The organism is Achromobacter sp. 77, assembly GCF_020541125.1.
GTDB lineage: Bacteria > Pseudomonadota > Gammaproteobacteria > Burkholderiales > Burkholderiaceae_B > Achromobacter > Achromobacter mucicolens.
The window spans coordinates 59,957-75,289 of sequence record NZ_CP059848.1 but is presented as its reverse complement, the minus strand read 5'-3'; the positions used below and the strand labels follow the sequence as shown (position 1 = coordinate 75,289).

Genomic DNA, 15,333 nt, shown 5'->3' with positions numbered 1-15,333 from the left:
CCGGGCAGTGCGGGCCCTGGAGAGTTCCTTATGAAACGCAGAACCCTGTTGCTGTCCCTTTGCGCCGCCGCCAGCATCCTGGCCGCGCCCCTGTCGCACGCCGACGCGCTGGACGATATCGTCAAGGCGGGCGTCATCAAGATTGCGGTGCCGCAGGACTTTCCGCCGTTTGGGTCGGTGGGCGCCGACATGAAGCCGCTGGGCTATGACATCGATACCGCGCAGCTGATCGCCAAGCAGTTGGGTGTGAAGCTGGAACTGGTGCCGGTGACCAGCGCCAACCGCGTGCCGTACCTGCAGACCAAGAAAGTGGACCTGGTGATCTCCAGCCTGGGCAAGAACGCCGAGCGCGAGAAGGCCATCGACTTCACGGACGCCTATGCGCCGTTCTTCAATGGCGTGTTTGGCCCGGCGGACCTGAAGGTGTCTTCGGCCGCCGACCTGGCGGGCAAGACCATTGGCGTGACGCGCGGCGCGGTCGAGGACATCGAGCTGACCAAGATTGCGCCGGAATCGGCCATGCTCAAGCGGTATGAGGACAACAACGGCACGATCACGGCCTTTCTGTCGGGACAGGTGCCGATGATCGCGACGGGCAACGTGGTTGCGGCCGCGATCCTGGCGCGCAATCCGCCCAAGAAGCCGGAAACGAAGTTCCTGATCAAGAATTCGCCGTGCTACATCGGCCTGAACAAGGACGAACCGAAGCTGCGCGCCCGCGTGAACGACATCCTGGCCGCGGCCAAGCGTGACGGGTCGCTGTCGGCGATTTCGCAGAAGTGGCTGGGCGCCGAACTGCCCAAGGATCTGTAGGCTGCGCGAGGCCGTCATGGCTTACCAGTACGACTTTTCCTCGGTGTTCGAGTACACGCCGGTGCTGATCAAGGGCATCGGCGTCACGATCGAACTGATCGCGTTCGGCGCGGTGGCGGGCGTGGCCCTGGGCATCGTCTGCGCCTGGGTGCGCACGCAGGGCCCGGCGTGGCTGCGTGCGCCGGTCACCGCCTATATCGAGCTGATCCGGAACACGCCGTTCCTGATCCAGCTCTTTTTCGTGTTTTTTGGCCTGCCGTCGCTGGGCATCCAGCTGGGCGAGATGCAGGCGGCGTGCCTGGCGATGGCGCTGAACCTGGGCGCCTATAGCGCCGAGATCATCCGCGCCGGGATCGACGCCACGCCGCGGGGGCAGTACGAGGCCGGCGCCAGCCTGGCGCTGTCGCGCCTGCAGGTGTTCCGGCACGTGGTGCTCAAGCCGGCGCTGATGCGCATCTGGCCGGCGCTGTCTTCGCAGATCGTCATCGTGATGCTGGGATCGGCGGTGTGCTCGCAGATCGCGGCCGAGGACCTGACCTTTGCCGCGAACTTCATCCAGTCGCGCAACTTTCGGGCGTTCGAGGTGTATTTCGTGACGACCGGGATCTATCTGGTGCTGGCGGTGCTGCTGCGCCAGGTGCTGCGCCTGACCGGACGGCGGCTTTTTCGCAAGGCGGCAAGATGATCGAGTTCTCGACCTGGGACATCGTGCGCAACCTGCTGCTGGCGGCGCGCTGGACCATCGTGCTGTCGCTGGCGGCCTTTGCGGGCGGGGCGCTGATGGGATTGCTGGCGCTGATGATGCGCACGTCGCGCGTGGCGGCGATGCGCCGCATCAGTTGGGCATACATCGAGCTCTTTCAGGGCACGCCGCTCCTCATGCAGCTGTTCCTGGCGTTTTTCGGGCTGTCGCTGATCGGCGTGGAGGTGCCGCCGTGGCTGGCCGCCGGGGCGGCGCTGACGCTGTGGTCGGGCGCGTTCCTGGCCGAAATCTGGCGCGGCTGCGTGGAAGCCGTGCCGAAGGGGCAGTGGGAGGCGTCGGCCAGCCTGGCGCTGGGCTACGTGCAGCAGATGCGCTACGTGGTGCTGCCGCAGGCCCTGCGCATTGCGGTCGCGCCGACCGTGGGCTTTGCGGTGCAGATCGTCAAAAGCACGGCGCTGACCTCCATCATCGGCTTCACGGAACTGTCGAAGGCGGCCACCGTGATCACCAACGCCACCTTCAGTCCCTTCACTGTCTATGCCTGCGCCGCGCTGATCTACTTTGCGCTGTGCTGGCCCCTGTCGCGCCTAAGCCTCCGGCTGGAAAGGAAGTTGCATGCCCCTCATCGCCCTTGAAGACGTCCGCAAACGATTCGGCGACAACGAAGTCCTGAAAGGCGTGACCTTGCGCGTCGACCCCGGCGAGGTCATTGCCATCATCGGCAAGAGCGGCTCGGGCAAGAGCACGCTGCTGCGTTGCATCAACGGGCTGGAGCAGATCGACGGCGGCGCGATCATGGTGGCCGACGCGCAGTTGGGCGACGACGAGCTGCGCCTGCGCGCGCTGCGGCTGAAGGTCGGGATGATTTTTCAGCAGTTCAACCTGTTTCCGCACCTGACCGTGGGACGCAATGTGATGCTGTCGCCCATGGTGGCCAAGCGGGTGCCCGAACGCGAGGCCGAGGACATGGCCCGGGCCATGCTGACCCGCGTGGGCCTGGCCCACAAGTTCGACGCCTGGCCGGACGAACTGTCCGGCGGCCAGCAGCAGCGCGTGGCGATTGCCCGTGCGCTGGCGATGCAGCCGCTGGCGCTGTTGTGCGACGAGATCACATCGGCGCTGGACCCGGAGCTGGTCAATGAGGTGCTGGCGGTCGTGCGCGAGCTGGCTGCCGACGGCATGACGCTGTTGATGGTGACGCACGAAATGCGCTTTGCGCGCGAGGTCTGTGATCGCGTGGTGTTCATGCACCAGGGCCGCGTGCACGAGATCGGTCCGCCGGAACAACTTTTCACGGCACCGGCCACGCCGGAGTTGCGGCAGTTCCTGGGGATGACGAACCTGGCGGCGTGAGCCGCAGGTAAAAATGCACCACCTGTCCTGGTGCGCATGCCTCTATCGCGGGTGCGGCGCGGTTCCTATATTGGACTTGTCCGCCGCCGGACTCCGGGTTTCCCCGGCGCGGTTTCACCCCACCTGAAACCTGAGGATCGATGACATGGACAAGGACCGCATCAAGGGCGCCGCCAAGGAAGTGAAGGGCGCGATCAAGGAAACAGCTGGCAAGGTGACGGGCAGCACCCGCACCGAAGCTGAAGGAAAAGTGGAGAAAGCCGAAGGTAAAGTGCAGCGCAATGTGGGCGAAGCGAAGGATCAGGCACGGGACTTGCTGGACAAGTAATTGCGGCTGCCGATCGGCATGACCCGCACTGTCCAATGAATGCCCGAAGGAGAAGAAAATGACCCACCGTATTTGGCTTGCACTGATGCTCGCGATTACCGCCGTGACCGCCGGTTGCAACACGATGGAAGGTGCCGGCAAAGATATTGAAAGGGGCGGGGAAAAGATCCAGCAGCAGGCCAAGTAAGCGCTTGCAGGCTGTATCCAAAGGTCGGCGCGTGACGGCGCGCCGGCCTTTTTTCGTTCTTGCGAAACGCGGGATACGGGGGCGTGAGGGGTGAACGGTCGATTGTGACCGTGCACCGCGCCGGCTGGCCGGCCCTCAGAAGGACTTATTAGCGCGAGAAGCCGCGCGCCGAGATTTCCCAAATATCTTCCACCACCCCGTCGCGCACCACCACCAGCCCATCATGCAGGTTGAACGTGGGGTCCACGTGCGACGGCACCAGGCGCAGCACCGCGCCCAGGTCGGGCGCCTGCGCCCCCGGTTCCACGCGCACGACGCCGTGCTCATCATTGATGGCGGTGTACGTCAGCCCGGGTTCGCCGAAGATGGCGGGCGGGCCGCATTCCGCCGTAGTGGACTTGAGCCCCGCGTCCAGGATCACCCGGTCGGGCGCCGGCTTGCTCATGACCGTGGCCAGCACGAACAGGCTGTTCTCGAACGCCAGGGGGCCGTCCCACTCGTTGGCGCCATAGTCCCCGTCCATGAAAGCGTAGGAGCCGGCCTGCAATTCGGTATAGACGCCGCTGGCCGCATCGAACTCGGCGCTGCCCGTGCCGCCGCCGGTGATGGTGTCGCAGGCGATGCCGCTCTCGCGCAGCAGTTGCGCGTAGGACGCCGCGATGCGCGCCGCCTGGCGGCAGACCTCGGCGCGCTCCTCGCGGGTGCGGTAATGCTGCACCGACCCGTGATAGGCCTGCAGGCCGGCAAAATTCACACCGGGCAGGTCGCGCGCCTGCTGCGCCAGCGCCAGCACGAGGGCGTCGTCGGACACCCCGCAGCGGCCCTGGCCGACATCCACTTCCACCAGCACGTCGATCTGCGCGCCCGCCTGCACCATGGCCTGCGAGACCTGCAACAGGTTGTGCGCGTTGTCCACGCACACGCTCACTTTTGCCACGCGCGCCAGCTGACCCAGCAGCGCCAGCTTGGCCGGACCGACGACTTCGTTGCTGATGTGGATGTCCTGGATGCCGGCGGCCACGAAGGGCAGGGCTTCGCTGACCTTCTGGCAGCAAATGCCGCGCGCGCCCAGCGCCAGCTGCCGCAATGCGATTTCGGGACATTTGTGCGCCTTGGCGTGCGGGCGCAGGGCGACGTCGTGGCGGTCGGCCCAGGCCTGCATCGCGCGCAGGTTGGCTTCAAAAAGCGCCAGGTCCAACACCAGACTGGGCGTGTCGACGCGGGCCAGCGGATCGCCTGGCTGTGCGGGCGGGGGCAGCGCAATGCCGCGTATGACTTCCTGGGACATCCTGATGACTCCGTAGTCTGACTGCTTAAGGGGTTGCGCACGCATAACCAAAGCGGGACCACCCATAACCACAGGGGCAATGCACCCCCAGGTAAACGATAGCCCCGTAACCATTGGCTACCAGAGGGCGGCATGACAGAATTTCATCATGAAAACGGCCCCCAAGGGGAGGCCCATTTCCGGCAGGCGGCCACGCCGCGCCGGCGATGACAAGACGAACCTCGTCACTCGACAGACCTGTCAAATCCGTATCGGAGAAGCTCGCATGAAACTCAAGCATTGGATCACCGCCCTGACCGTCGCGGTCGCCGCCGTGGGCGCCACCGGCACCGCGCAGGCCCAGCAGTTCTTCCGCATCGGCACGGGCGGCACGGCCGGCACGTACTACCCGATCGGCGGCATCATCGCCAACGCCGTGTCGCAGCCTGGCAAGCTGATCGCCACGGCGGTCGCCTCCAACGGGTCGGTCGCCAACATCAATGGCATCATCGGCGGGTCGTTCGAAGCCGGTTTCACGCAATCCGACGTGGCGTTCTGGGCCTACAGCGGCACCGGCACGTTTGAAGGCAAGCCCAAGGCGCAGGACCTGCGTCTGATCTCCACGCTGTATCCGGAAAGCATCCACCTTGTCACGCGCAAGGGCTCCGGCATCAAGGGCGTGGCCGATCTGAAGGGCAAGCGCGTGTCGATGGATGAGCCGGGCTCCGGCACGCTGGTCGACGTGCGGCTGATCCTGGGCGCGTACGGCATGACCGACAAGGACGTGAAGGCCGAATACCTCAAGCCCAACCAGGCGGGCGACAAGCTCAAGGACGGCGGCCTGGACGCGTTCTTCTTCGTGGGCGGCGCGCCGGCCGGCGCCATCGCCGAACTGGCCTCCACGGGCAACATCGAACTGGTGTCGCTGGTGGGTCCTGAAATCGACGCACTGCGCGCCAAGCAGGAATTCTTCACGCCCGACGTGATTGCCGCCAACACGTACCAGAATATCCCCGAGGTCAAGACCATCTCGGTGAACGCGCAGATGGTGACGTCGGCCAAGATCCCCGAGCAGACGGTGTACGACGTGACCAAGGCGCTGTACAGCGACGCCACGCGCAAGACGCTGGACGCCGGCCACGCCAAGGGCAAGCTGATCACCCGTGAAAACGCGACCAAGGGTGCAGGCATCCCGTTCCACCCCGGGGCCGAAAAGTTCTACAAAGAGATTGGTCTGCTGAAGTAGTAGGCCCCCCCGAGCGCCTGCGGCGCTTCCCCCAGGGGCGCCGGTGGCGGACCGGCAGAGCCGGATCCGCGCGGCCCCGCTTGGGCGGCTCCGGTTCTTTTTGCGTGTGGCTTGCCTTTGTAGAGGTTGGCGGGACGCGTAGGTCTTTATGTCGGCGGCGATGACTTTCGCGCCGCATCTGAGCAGGGCCGCCGTTGCGCGGCCCTGCTTGCTGGATCACCTTGAGAATTACCGCGATGGAAATCGATCACGAAAAAACCCAGAAGCTGGCGGAAAAGTACGATTCGGAAATCCGCTTCCGGCCGCTGGACAAGACTGCTACGTGGATCGTCTCGGGCCTGCTGGTCACGCTCTCGATCTTTCACTACTACACCGCAGGCTTCGGCCTGCTGCGCGAGGCGACGCACCGCGGCGTGCACCTGGCCTTCGTGCTGAGCCTGATTTTCCTGGTCTTCGGCTTTTCGAAGTCGCACTACCAGCGCCAACCCAAGTCCACCTGGTATTCGCCGGGCGGCATTCCGCTGTACGACTGGATCATCGCCATCGCACTGGCGCTTTCGGTGCTGTACATCCCGTACATCTTCGAGGACCTGGCGTTCCGCGTGGGCAATCCGCTGCCGCAGGACGTGCTGATGGGCTCGATCCTGCTGATCGGCCTGTTGGAAGCCACGCGGCGCGCCATGGGCTGGCCGCTGCCGATCATCGCGATCGTGTTCATGGCCTATGCGATGTTTGGGCCGTACTTCCCCGGGCTGCTCAAGCACGCGGGCAATACATGGTCCCAGGTCGTGAACCACATGTATCTGACCAGCCAGGGCGTCTACGGCGTGGCGGTCGGGGTGGTGGCGACCTACGTGTTCCACTTCGTGCTGTTCGGCGTGCTGGCCACGCGCATCGGGCTGGGCCAGCTGTTCCTGGACGTGGCCTCGACCGTGGCGGGCCGCTACGCGGGCGGGCCGGCCAAGGTGTCGGTGTTTGGCTCGGCGATGTTCGGCATGCTGTCCGGATCGTCGGTGGCCAACGCCGTGACGGTGGGGTCTCTGACCATTCCGGCGATGATCCGCGTGGGCTATCCGCGGCATTTCGCGGCAGGCGTGGAAGCCGCCAGTAGCACGGGCGGGCAGATCACGCCGCCCATCATGGGCGCGGCGGCTTTCCTGATGATCGAGTTCCTGGGCATTCCGTACCAGCAGATTGCGATCGCGGGCATATTCCCGGCCTTCCTGTATTTCTTCGGCATGTTCATGCAGGTCCACTTCGAGGCCAAGCGTGAAGGCCTGCGCGGACTGACCCCCGAGGAAATGCCCAAGCTCAAGCAGTCGTTCAAGATGCGCTGGCCGACGCTGATTCCGCTGGTGCTGCTGGTCGGCGTTCTGGCCAGCGGCCGCACGCCGTATCTGGCGGCCTTTGCGGGCATCACGGGCTGCATCGTGGTGGGCATGCTGAATCCGTTCCAGCGCTTGCACTGGCGCGACCTCTACGAAGCCTTCGAGACCGGCGCGAAGTACGCGCTGGCAGTCGGCGCGGCCGCCGGCACCGTGGGCATCGTGATCGGCGTGGTGACGCTGACCGGCGTGGGCTTCAAGATCTCGTACATCGTGATCGCCGCCTCGCAGGTGCTGGCCTCCGGGGCTGCATTCTTCCTGCCCGAGGCGTTGACCGACATGCAGTCGCTGACGCTGGTCGCCGCCCTGGTCATGACCGGTATCGTCTGCATCCTGATGGGCTGCGGCGTGCCCACCACCGCCAACTACCTCATCATGGTGGCCGTCGCGGCCCCCACGCTGGTGCAACTGGGCGTGCAACCCATCGCGGCGCACTTCTTCGTGTTCTATTTCGGCATCCTGGCGGACATCACGCCCCCGGTGGCGCTGGCCGCGTATGCGGCGGCGGGCATGGCGGGCAGCGATCCATTCAAGACCGGCAACACGGCGTTCAGGCTGGGCATCACCAAGCTCATCGTGCCCTTCGTGTTTGTGTTCTCGCCGTCGCTGCTGATTTCGGTGCAGGGGTTCACCTGGTACGACTTCTTCGTGACGCTGATCGGCTGCATGGTCGGGCTGGTGCTGCTGTCGGCCGCCTTCTCGCGTTACATGCTGGTGGGCATGAAGAGCTGGGAACGTTGGCTGTGCACCCTTGGCGCGCTGCTGACGATCATCCCGGGCCTGACTAGCGGCATCATCGGGGTGGCGATCTGCATCCCGGTGTTCATCCGCCAGCTGGCGGGTCTGAAACTGGAGAACGCGCCCAAGGCGGTGTAGCGCCCGGGCACAATCAAAAAAGGGGCGGACCAAATCGGGCCCGCCCCTTTTTGCTGAATCAGCCATTTTGTCAGCATTTGGGCGCAAAATGGGCGGTCTTGGGCGCATGGTGACGGCCTACAACATCCGCCTTTTCCCCGGTTGCCCGGCAAATTAAATCGGCGTAAAGTAAAATTCATGTTTGCTGGTCTGCCGATATGCGGGCCGACTGTGCAAACAGGCACAAACTGCGCCATATGTTCGATATCCTGGTCTATCTGTTCGAGAATTACTACACGCCTCAGGCCTGTCCTGCTGCCGATGTGCTCGCCAAGCGGCTTGCCGCTGCCGGTTTCGAGCACGAGGACATCGACGACGCGCTCGGGTGGCTGTACGGCCTGGCCGAGACCACCGAACGGTGCGTCGATCTGGCACAGGCGCCCTCGTCCGGCACCCGGATCTACACCGAGAACGAATACCAACAGCTCGGCACCGAGTCCATTGGCTTCATCGCCTTCCTGGAATCGGCCGGCGTGTTGCCCGCGCCCCTGCGCGAAATCGTGATCGACCGGGGCCTCGCCTCGCCGGAAACGCCCGTGCCGCTCTCCAAGATCAAGATCATCGCCCTCATGGTTCTCTGGAGCCAGGAAGCCGAGATCGACAATCTGGTCCTTGAAGAGCTGCTCGACGAAGAAGGCGGGCGCCTGCTGCATTGAGCGCGCGGCCCCGATCCGCCCTCCCCCTGATTCAACCCTTCAGCCCGCGCGCCTGGCCGCGCGGGCTTGAGCTTTTTATTCCGTCCCCGTGACCTACGTCGGCCGTTTTGCCCCCAGCCCCAGCGGCCCGCTGCATGCGGGCTCGCTGGCGACCGCGCTGGCCAGCTGGCTGGACGCGCGCGCTCAGGGCGGGCGCTGGCTGCTGCGCATCGAGGACGTGGACACGCCGCGCACGGTGGCGGGTGCCGCGGACGTCATCATGGGCCAGCTGCAGGCCCTGGGACTGGTCTGGGATGGCGACATCGTCTGGCAGTCGCACCGCAACGCGGCCTACCAGGCGGCGTTTGACGCGCTTGCCGCTCAGGGCCTGATCTATGGCTGCGGCTGCACGCGGCGTGAAATTGCGGACTCGGCGCTACGCGGCCAGACGGCGCCCGGCGCCGATGGCGAAAGACCCTACCCCGGCACATGCCGTCACGGCCTGCCGGCGGGGCGCGAAGCCCGCGCCTGGCGGCTGCGCGTGCCGGACGGCGTGGAACGCTTCGAGGACCGTTGGCTTGGCCCGCAGGAGCAGGATGTGGCGCAGGCGGTGGGGGATTTCGCGCTGCGGCGGGCGGACGGGCTATGGGCGTACCAATTGGCGGTGGTGGTGGACGACGCCGCGCAGGGCGTGACGGACGTGGTGCGCGGGGCCGACCTGCTCAGTTCCACGGCGCGCCAGCGCGTGCTGGGCCGTCTGTTGGGCCTGCCGCCGCTGCGCTACCTGCACGTGCCGTTGATTCTGGACCCGGCCAGCGGCCTGAAGCTGTCCAAGCAGAATGGCGCCCCCGCGGTGGATACGCGCGCGCCGCTGCCGGCCCTGCAGGCGGCGTGGGCGGCGTTGGGCTTTGCGCCGTTGGCCGCCACGGGCGTCGCGCCATTCCTGCAGGACGCCACGGCGCGCTGGGCAGCGCGGTTTCCGGGCTGACGCCGGCCGCAGCCGCCGCGCGCGTTGCCTGCCGGCTGATCCCTGAAGGCCCTGCAACCGCTCACAGCGGCTGCAGGTCCGCCCCCAGCATCCGCACCAGCAGCGCTTCACCGTCGTCGGCCACGCGCAGTTCGCCATAGCGCGCGACCTCATACCGCGCCGCTTCGCCTTCCGGGAAGAAGAACGCGTTGGTCACGATGCGCACGCCATTGCCGCGGATGCGATAGCGCAGCGGCACTTCGGTTTCGGCATGCGGGTGCACGTCGGACTGGATCCGCACCGCCTGCGCCACACCGCGCGAATCCGGCGTCAGCATCACGTAGCCGTCCGGCTCGTAGCCCATGACACTTTCGCCGTCGTTCTGGTTGCCGCCCAGCCGCAGGCGCGTCACCTCGCGTCCGGCCGCAAAATTCAAGGCCATGTAGTCGCCCTGCATGAGGGAGCGCGGATCGACCGGCACCAGCTCCAGGATGACGACCTTGCCCGACGACAGGAGTTTTTCGCGCTCCCAGATGCCGGCGTTGGCCGCGACCAGCACCAGCGCCAGGCCGCCCAGGATGCCCGCTGTGCGCCAGCGCAGGGCCGGGGATACCGGCGGCAGGGGACGCGCTTGAACCGGGGCCTGCGTGCGCATCAGGCGTGGCACCAGCCAGACCGCGGCGCGCAGCACGAACAGGACCACCGCCGCGCCGCTTAGCCACAGCGCCTTTTGCAGCAGCGGCAACTCCAGTTGGTAGTAATAGACACCCAGGTACGCCAACAGGCTGGCGGCGCCGAAGACCATGACGCGCGGCTGGTTCAGGCCAAATCCCAGCAGCAGCCACGCCAGCGCGAAGCCGACGCCCGGACTGGGCAGCCAGAACAGCGCCAGCAGCAACAGGCCGATCGGCACGCCCCAGGTGACGCCGCCGGTCAGGAGGCGGCGTCGCGGCCACAGCACGGCCAGCGCGGCGGCCACCGGCAAGAGCGCGCCCGCGACGACCAGGGCGGCGGTGCGCGGCGCAAGCTGCCAGATGGCGGGCAGCTCGGTGACGGCAATGCCGCTTGCCAGCCAGACCATGCCCTGCACGGACAGCAGGAACGCCCACGCCAGCGGCTGCAGCGCATGGCCGCGCCGCGCGCCCACGCGGTGGCTGACGGTGAAGATGACGGCGGTGGCCCATGCGCCGATGACGCCGATGGGCAGCCACAGGAAGGTGGCCCGGGTCGCGTCGAAACGGATCCAGGCGTCCATCAGGTCTTCCCGCATGAGGTCGGGCGACAGGCCGCGCCAGATCAGGCCGGCGCTGGCCAGCGCGATCAACAGGCCGCTCAGAAAGCGCAGGATCACGTCGGGTCCCAGCGCATAAACCGCGGCCGCCATCAGCAGCACGAAGAAGCTTGCGCTGGCGAACGAGGTCGAACTGGACAGTCCGAAAATGATGAGGATCTGCCCCGTGAAGGCCATGGCCGTGCCGCACTGACGCCAGAACGGGCCGGCATCGCTGCGCAGCACCGCCACGCCCACCGCGCAGAGCACGAGGCCGGCGACCAGCGCGCCGCTTTCGGTGGTGATCAGGTTGGAGAACGCGACGAACAGCAAGAGGAGCAGGGTGGCCAGCCACGCGGACAGGCCCAGCAGGCATTGCACGTACCAGGGCGGTTCGGCGCGCGGCACGGCAGCGGGCGCCAACTGCGCCACGGGCGCGCTGGATTCGGCGGGATCGACGGCATTGCCTGCCGAGGCGCCAGCCGGTTCCGCGTCGGCGGCCGGCACGGGGACCGGCGCTTCGTTGCTCATGCCGCGCAGCCATCGGGCGGCCACGACGGCCTCGGCCATGAGCAAGGCGGCCAGCGGCAGCGCCGCCCACGCGCCGGGCTCAAGCCGCCACAACCATTCGCCCACCACGCGCAGCGACACGCAGATGACGCCGGCGGCCAGCATGGCCAGGATGACGAGGTCGCGCCGGCCGCGCTGATAGTAAAGGCCGAGCCCCAGCGTGGCGGCAACCCAGGCGACGCCGTTGTAGGTGCCCAGGCCGTCGACGATGAAATCGCCGAACATGAGGGCCAGCACCAGCACGCTGATCGCGATGGCGGCCAGGATGCGCGGCCCGAAGACCGTGCTGGCGCGCCAGCGTCGCGCGGCCATTTCCCAGCCGAACAGCAAGACGAGGTTCAATGCGGCCATGACCAGGCTGGGCAGGCCCGGACCGCCGAAGATCATCATCCACGTGAAGACGCGTTCGCCCAGCCACAGCGCGACCGCAAGATTGAGCACCAGCGCCCACAACAACCACACGGCCTGGCTGCCCGCGGCAAGCGCCCAGGGCAAGAGCAACACTGCCCACCACGCGAACAGTTCCCAGGTATCGGCGCCCGTCTGGTAAGTTTGTCCTAATAGGGCGAGCAGGGCGCCCAGCAAAATGCCGGCCAATGCCAGCAGCGCGCCAGGGATGCTGCGCCGCACGCCGGGCCGGGCGCGCAAGCGCAAGCCGGACCACGCGGCGGCCAGCGCGCAGACGGCCAACAGGCCCTGCAACCCGGCAAAGCGCTGCATTTTTGTCATGTCCTGCCAGTTGGCGGCAACCCAGCAGACGGCAGCGCTGCCCAGCAGCAAAACGCCTAGCCACAAGGTGCTTCGCGCCAAAAATTGACGCCAAGCGTGCAGTTCGGATCCCGCTTGCCTTTCAGTGCCGACTTGCATCTGGCGAATCTCCGATCTTATTATCCGCGCTGATACGGCGGGACTACCGCCACTGGAAACACATGAATAAAACGCTGATTATTGCCGAGAAGCCCTCGGTGGCCCTTGATATATCACGCGCCTTGGGAGGCTTCGCGCGCGAGGGCGACTATTTTGAAAGCGAACGTTACGTTCTCGCTTCAAGCATCGGCCATTTGCTCAGCTTGGTCGCGCCCAACGATCCGGTCAAGGGGAAGTGGAGCTTCACGCACCTGCCCGTGATTCCGCCGGCCTTCGAATTGGGCCCGACCGACAAGAAGTCCGCCGAACGCCTCAAGCTGCTTGTCCGGCTTGCCAAGCGCAAGGATGTGGACGCCATCATCAACGCCTGTGACGCGGGACGTGAAGGCGAACTGATCTTCCGCTACATCATTCAGTACGCCGGCGTGAACAAGCCCATCCAGCGCCTGTGGCTGCAGTCGATGACGCAGGCCGCCATCCGCGAGGCCTTTGCCAGCCTGCGCGACGACACGCAGATGAAGCCGCTGGAAGCCGCGGCGCGTTCGCGCGCCGAGGCCGACTGGCTGGTCGGCATCAACGGCACGCGCGCCATGACCGCCTTCAACAGCAAGGACGGGGGCTTTTTCAAGACGCCGGTCGGCCGGGTGCAGACGCCCACGCTGGCCATCGTGGCCGAACGCGAAGAGCGCATCCGCCGCTTCGTGCCGCGCGACTATTGGGAAGTGCGTGCCACCTTCGTGGCGGCCGCCGGCCTGTACGAAGGCCGCTGGATCGACCCGCAATTCAAGAAAGACGACAAAGATCCCGAAAAGCGCGAATCGCGCCTGTGGTCGGCCGCCGCCGCGCAAAGCGTGGTCGCCGCCTGCCGCGAGCAGCCGGGCAGCGTGACCGAGGAATCCAAGCCGTCCAGCCAGATGTCGCCGGCCCTGTACGATCTGACGTCGCTGCAGCGCGAGGCCAACGGCCGGTTCGGTTTTTCGGCCAAGACCACCCTGGCGCTGGCGCAGACGCTGTACGAACGCCACAAGGCCCTGACGTATCCGCGTACCGACTCGCGCTACCTGCCCGAGGACTACATCAGCACGGTGCAGGAAACCATGCGCGCGCTGGCCAAGGGCGGCTCGAACGCCGTGGGCGGCCTGTCGCGCCACGCCGAGACCGTCGTCAGCCAGCAGTGGGTGAAACCCAACCGCCGCATCTTCGACAACAAGAAGGTGTCGGATCACTTTGCGATCATCCCCACGCTGCAGATCCCGCACGACCTGAGCGAAGCCGAGGCCAAGCTCTACGACCTGGTGCTCAAGCGCTTTCTGGCCGTGTTCTTCCCGGCGGCGGAATACCGCGTCACCACGCGCCTGACCGAAGTGCAGGGGCATCGCTTCCGCACGGACGGCAAGGTGCTGGTCAACCCCGGCTGGCTTGCCGTGTACGGCAAGGAAGCGCAGGGCGAAGACGCCAACCTGGTGCCCGTGGGCGACGGCGAGACCGTGCGCACCGAGGAAATCGAGGCCGTCGGCCTGTCGACCAAGCCGCCCGCGCGCTTTAACGAAGGCACGCTGCTGTCGGCCATGGAAGGCGCCGGCAAGCTGGTGGACGACGAGGAACTGCGCGAAGCCATGTCCGAGCGCGGCCTGGGCACGCCGGCCACCCGCGCGGCCATCATCGAAGGCCTGCTCAACGAAAGCTACCTGCGCCGCGAAGGCCGCGACCTGGTGCCCACTGCCAAGGCGCGCCAGCTGATGACGCTGCTGTCGGGTCTGGACGTGGCCGAACTGACCTCGCCCGAACTCACCGGCGAATGGGAGCACAAGCTCAAGCAGATCGAGCAGGGCGGACTGGGCCGCGAGGCCTTCATGCGTGAGATCGCGCAGATGACGCAGGTGATCGTCAAGCGCGCCAAGGAATACGAGCGCGACACGGTGCCGGGCGACTACGCCACGCTGACAACGCCGTGTCCCAAGTGCGGCGCGGTGGTCAAGGAAAACTACCGCCGCTACGCCTGCACGGCCTGCGACTTTTCCATCGGCAAGCACCCGGGCGGCCGCACGTTCGAGCTGCCGGAAGTCGAAGAACTCCTGGCCAAGCGAGAGATCGGTCCGCTGCAAGGCTTCATCAGCAAGATGGGCCGGCCGTTTGCGGCCATCCTGCGGATCAGCGACGAATACAAGCTGGAATTCGACTTCGGCCAGAACGACGAGGACGACAACGAAGCCGTGGACTTCTCCGGCCACACGCCGGTGGGCTCCTGCCCGAAGTGCCAGTCGCGCGTCTTCGAGCACGGCATGAGCTACGTCTGCGAAAAGTCGGTGGGCCCCGAGAAGTCGTGCGATTTCCGGTCGGGCAAGGTCATCCTGCAGCAGGAGATCTCGCGCGAGCAGATGGAAAAGCTGTTAACCAACGGCCGCACCGACCTGCTCGACGGCTTTGTCTCCAGCCGCACGAACCGCAAGTTCAAGGCGTTCCTGGTGCGCCAGCCTGACGGCAAGATCGGGTTCGAGTTCGAGCCCCGTCCCGAGAAGCCCGGACGCGCCCGCGCGCCGGCCAAGACGGCAACGAAGACTGCGACCAAGACGGCTGCGAAGAAGGCGCCGGCCAAGAAGGCTGCCGCCAAGACCGCAACCAAAACGGCCACAAAAACCGCCACCAAGACCGCCACCAAAACCGCGGCCAAGAAAGCCGTGAAAAAGGCGGCGCCCAAGAAGACCACGGCGTAATCCAGCCTGCGCCGCACGACCAAACGCCCGGGAGACCGGGCGTTTTCCATTGTTGGGCAGCAATCGCTGGGGTATTGTTGACGCCAAACAGCTGCAACCCAGACACTTCCGAG

At 66.2% G+C, this 15,333-nt stretch carries 13 protein-coding genes; 11 read left to right on the top strand and 2 right to left on the bottom strand.

Features of this window, described 5'->3' with window-relative positions:
- Window positions 1–30: 30 nt before the first annotated feature.
- The 6 genes from H4P35_RS00355 to H4P35_RS00330 all read left to right on the top strand — a co-directional run bounded on the left by H4P35_RS00355 (window position 31) and on the right by H4P35_RS00330 (window position 3,384).
- On the top strand, window positions 31–813 hold the full coding sequence (locus tag H4P35_RS00355) for a transporter substrate-binding domain-containing protein (RefSeq protein ID WP_226847662.1): 783 nt from the start codon (window positions 31–33) through the stop codon (window positions 811–813).
- 16 nt (window positions 814–829) lie between these two features.
- Window positions 830–1,498, top strand: a complete 669-nt coding sequence (locus tag H4P35_RS00350; RefSeq protein WP_063954197.1) for an amino acid ABC transporter permease — start codon at window positions 830–832, stop codon at window positions 1,496–1,498.
- Entirely contained in the window at window positions 1,495–2,151 is a 657-nt protein-coding gene (locus H4P35_RS00345; protein ID WP_063954198.1) for an amino acid ABC transporter permease, read from the top strand. The genes H4P35_RS00350 and H4P35_RS00345 overlap by 4 nt, the downstream gene beginning before the upstream one ends.
- The gene (locus tag H4P35_RS00340) at window positions 2,132–2,869 is read left to right on the top strand and encodes an amino acid ABC transporter ATP-binding protein (RefSeq protein ID WP_142052026.1); all 738 of its coding nucleotides are present in this window, start codon (window positions 2,132–2,134) and stop codon (window positions 2,867–2,869) included. Before H4P35_RS00345 ends, H4P35_RS00340 begins: the two co-directional genes overlap by 20 nt.
- Before the next feature lie 145 nt (window positions 2,870–3,014).
- Window positions 3,015–3,197 (top strand): CsbD family protein, encoded by a 183-nt coding sequence (locus tag H4P35_RS00335; RefSeq protein WP_076518134.1) that lies wholly within the window; start codon window positions 3,015–3,017, stop codon window positions 3,195–3,197.
- Between the two features lie 58 nt (window positions 3,198–3,255).
- A complete protein-coding gene (locus H4P35_RS00330; protein ID WP_056327784.1) occupies window positions 3,256–3,384 on the top strand; it encodes an entericidin A/B family lipoprotein in 129 nt (42 codons plus the stop codon).
- A 148-nt stretch (window positions 3,385–3,532) separates the two neighbouring features.
- Here the strand turns inward: H4P35_RS00330 and H4P35_RS00325 are convergent, their stop codons facing one another.
- On the bottom strand, window positions 3,533–4,672 hold the full coding sequence (locus tag H4P35_RS00325; protein WP_226847661.1) for a DSD1 family PLP-dependent enzyme: 1,140 nt from the start codon (window positions 4,670–4,672) through the stop codon (window positions 3,533–3,535).
- A gap of 265 nt (window positions 4,673–4,937) precedes the next feature.
- Between H4P35_RS00325 and H4P35_RS00320 the strand changes: the two genes are divergently transcribed.
- From H4P35_RS00320 to gluQRS, 4 genes are all read left to right on the top strand, one after another.
- Entirely contained in the window at window positions 4,938–5,897 is a 960-nt protein-coding gene (locus H4P35_RS00320) for a TAXI family TRAP transporter solute-binding subunit (RefSeq protein WP_056327702.1), read from the top strand.
- A gap of 236 nt (window positions 5,898–6,133) precedes the next feature.
- Complete coding sequence (locus tag H4P35_RS00315; RefSeq protein WP_056327701.1) at window positions 6,134–8,158, top strand: TRAP transporter permease; 2,025 nt, start codon at window positions 6,134–6,136, stop codon at window positions 8,156–8,158.
- A 236-nt stretch (window positions 8,159–8,394) separates the two neighbouring features.
- Window positions 8,395–8,853 (top strand): DUF494 family protein, encoded by a 459-nt coding sequence (locus tag H4P35_RS00310; protein WP_056327700.1) that lies wholly within the window; start codon window positions 8,395–8,397, stop codon window positions 8,851–8,853.
- Window positions 8,854–8,941: 88 nt separating this feature from the next.
- Window positions 8,942–9,820 (top strand): tRNA glutamyl-Q(34) synthetase GluQRS, encoded by an 879-nt coding sequence (gene gluQRS / locus H4P35_RS00305; protein WP_226847660.1) that lies wholly within the window; start codon window positions 8,942–8,944, stop codon window positions 9,818–9,820.
- A 61-nt stretch (window positions 9,821–9,881) separates the two neighbouring features.
- Here gluQRS and H4P35_RS00300 read toward each other — a convergent pair whose 3' ends face one another.
- Window positions 9,882–12,506, bottom strand: a complete 2,625-nt coding sequence (locus H4P35_RS00300; protein ID WP_226847659.1) for a GDYXXLXY domain-containing protein — start codon at window positions 12,504–12,506, stop codon at window positions 9,882–9,884.
- A 62-nt stretch (window positions 12,507–12,568) separates the two neighbouring features.
- Here H4P35_RS00300 and H4P35_RS00295 point away from each other — a divergent pair, with 62 nt between their 5' ends.
- Window positions 12,569–15,220 carry a DNA topoisomerase III gene (locus H4P35_RS00295; RefSeq protein WP_226847658.1) on the top strand — a complete coding sequence of 884 codons (2,652 nt, stop codon included), beginning with the start codon at window positions 12,569–12,571 and terminating at the stop codon, window positions 15,218–15,220.
- Window positions 15,221–15,333: the final 113 nt, after the last annotated feature.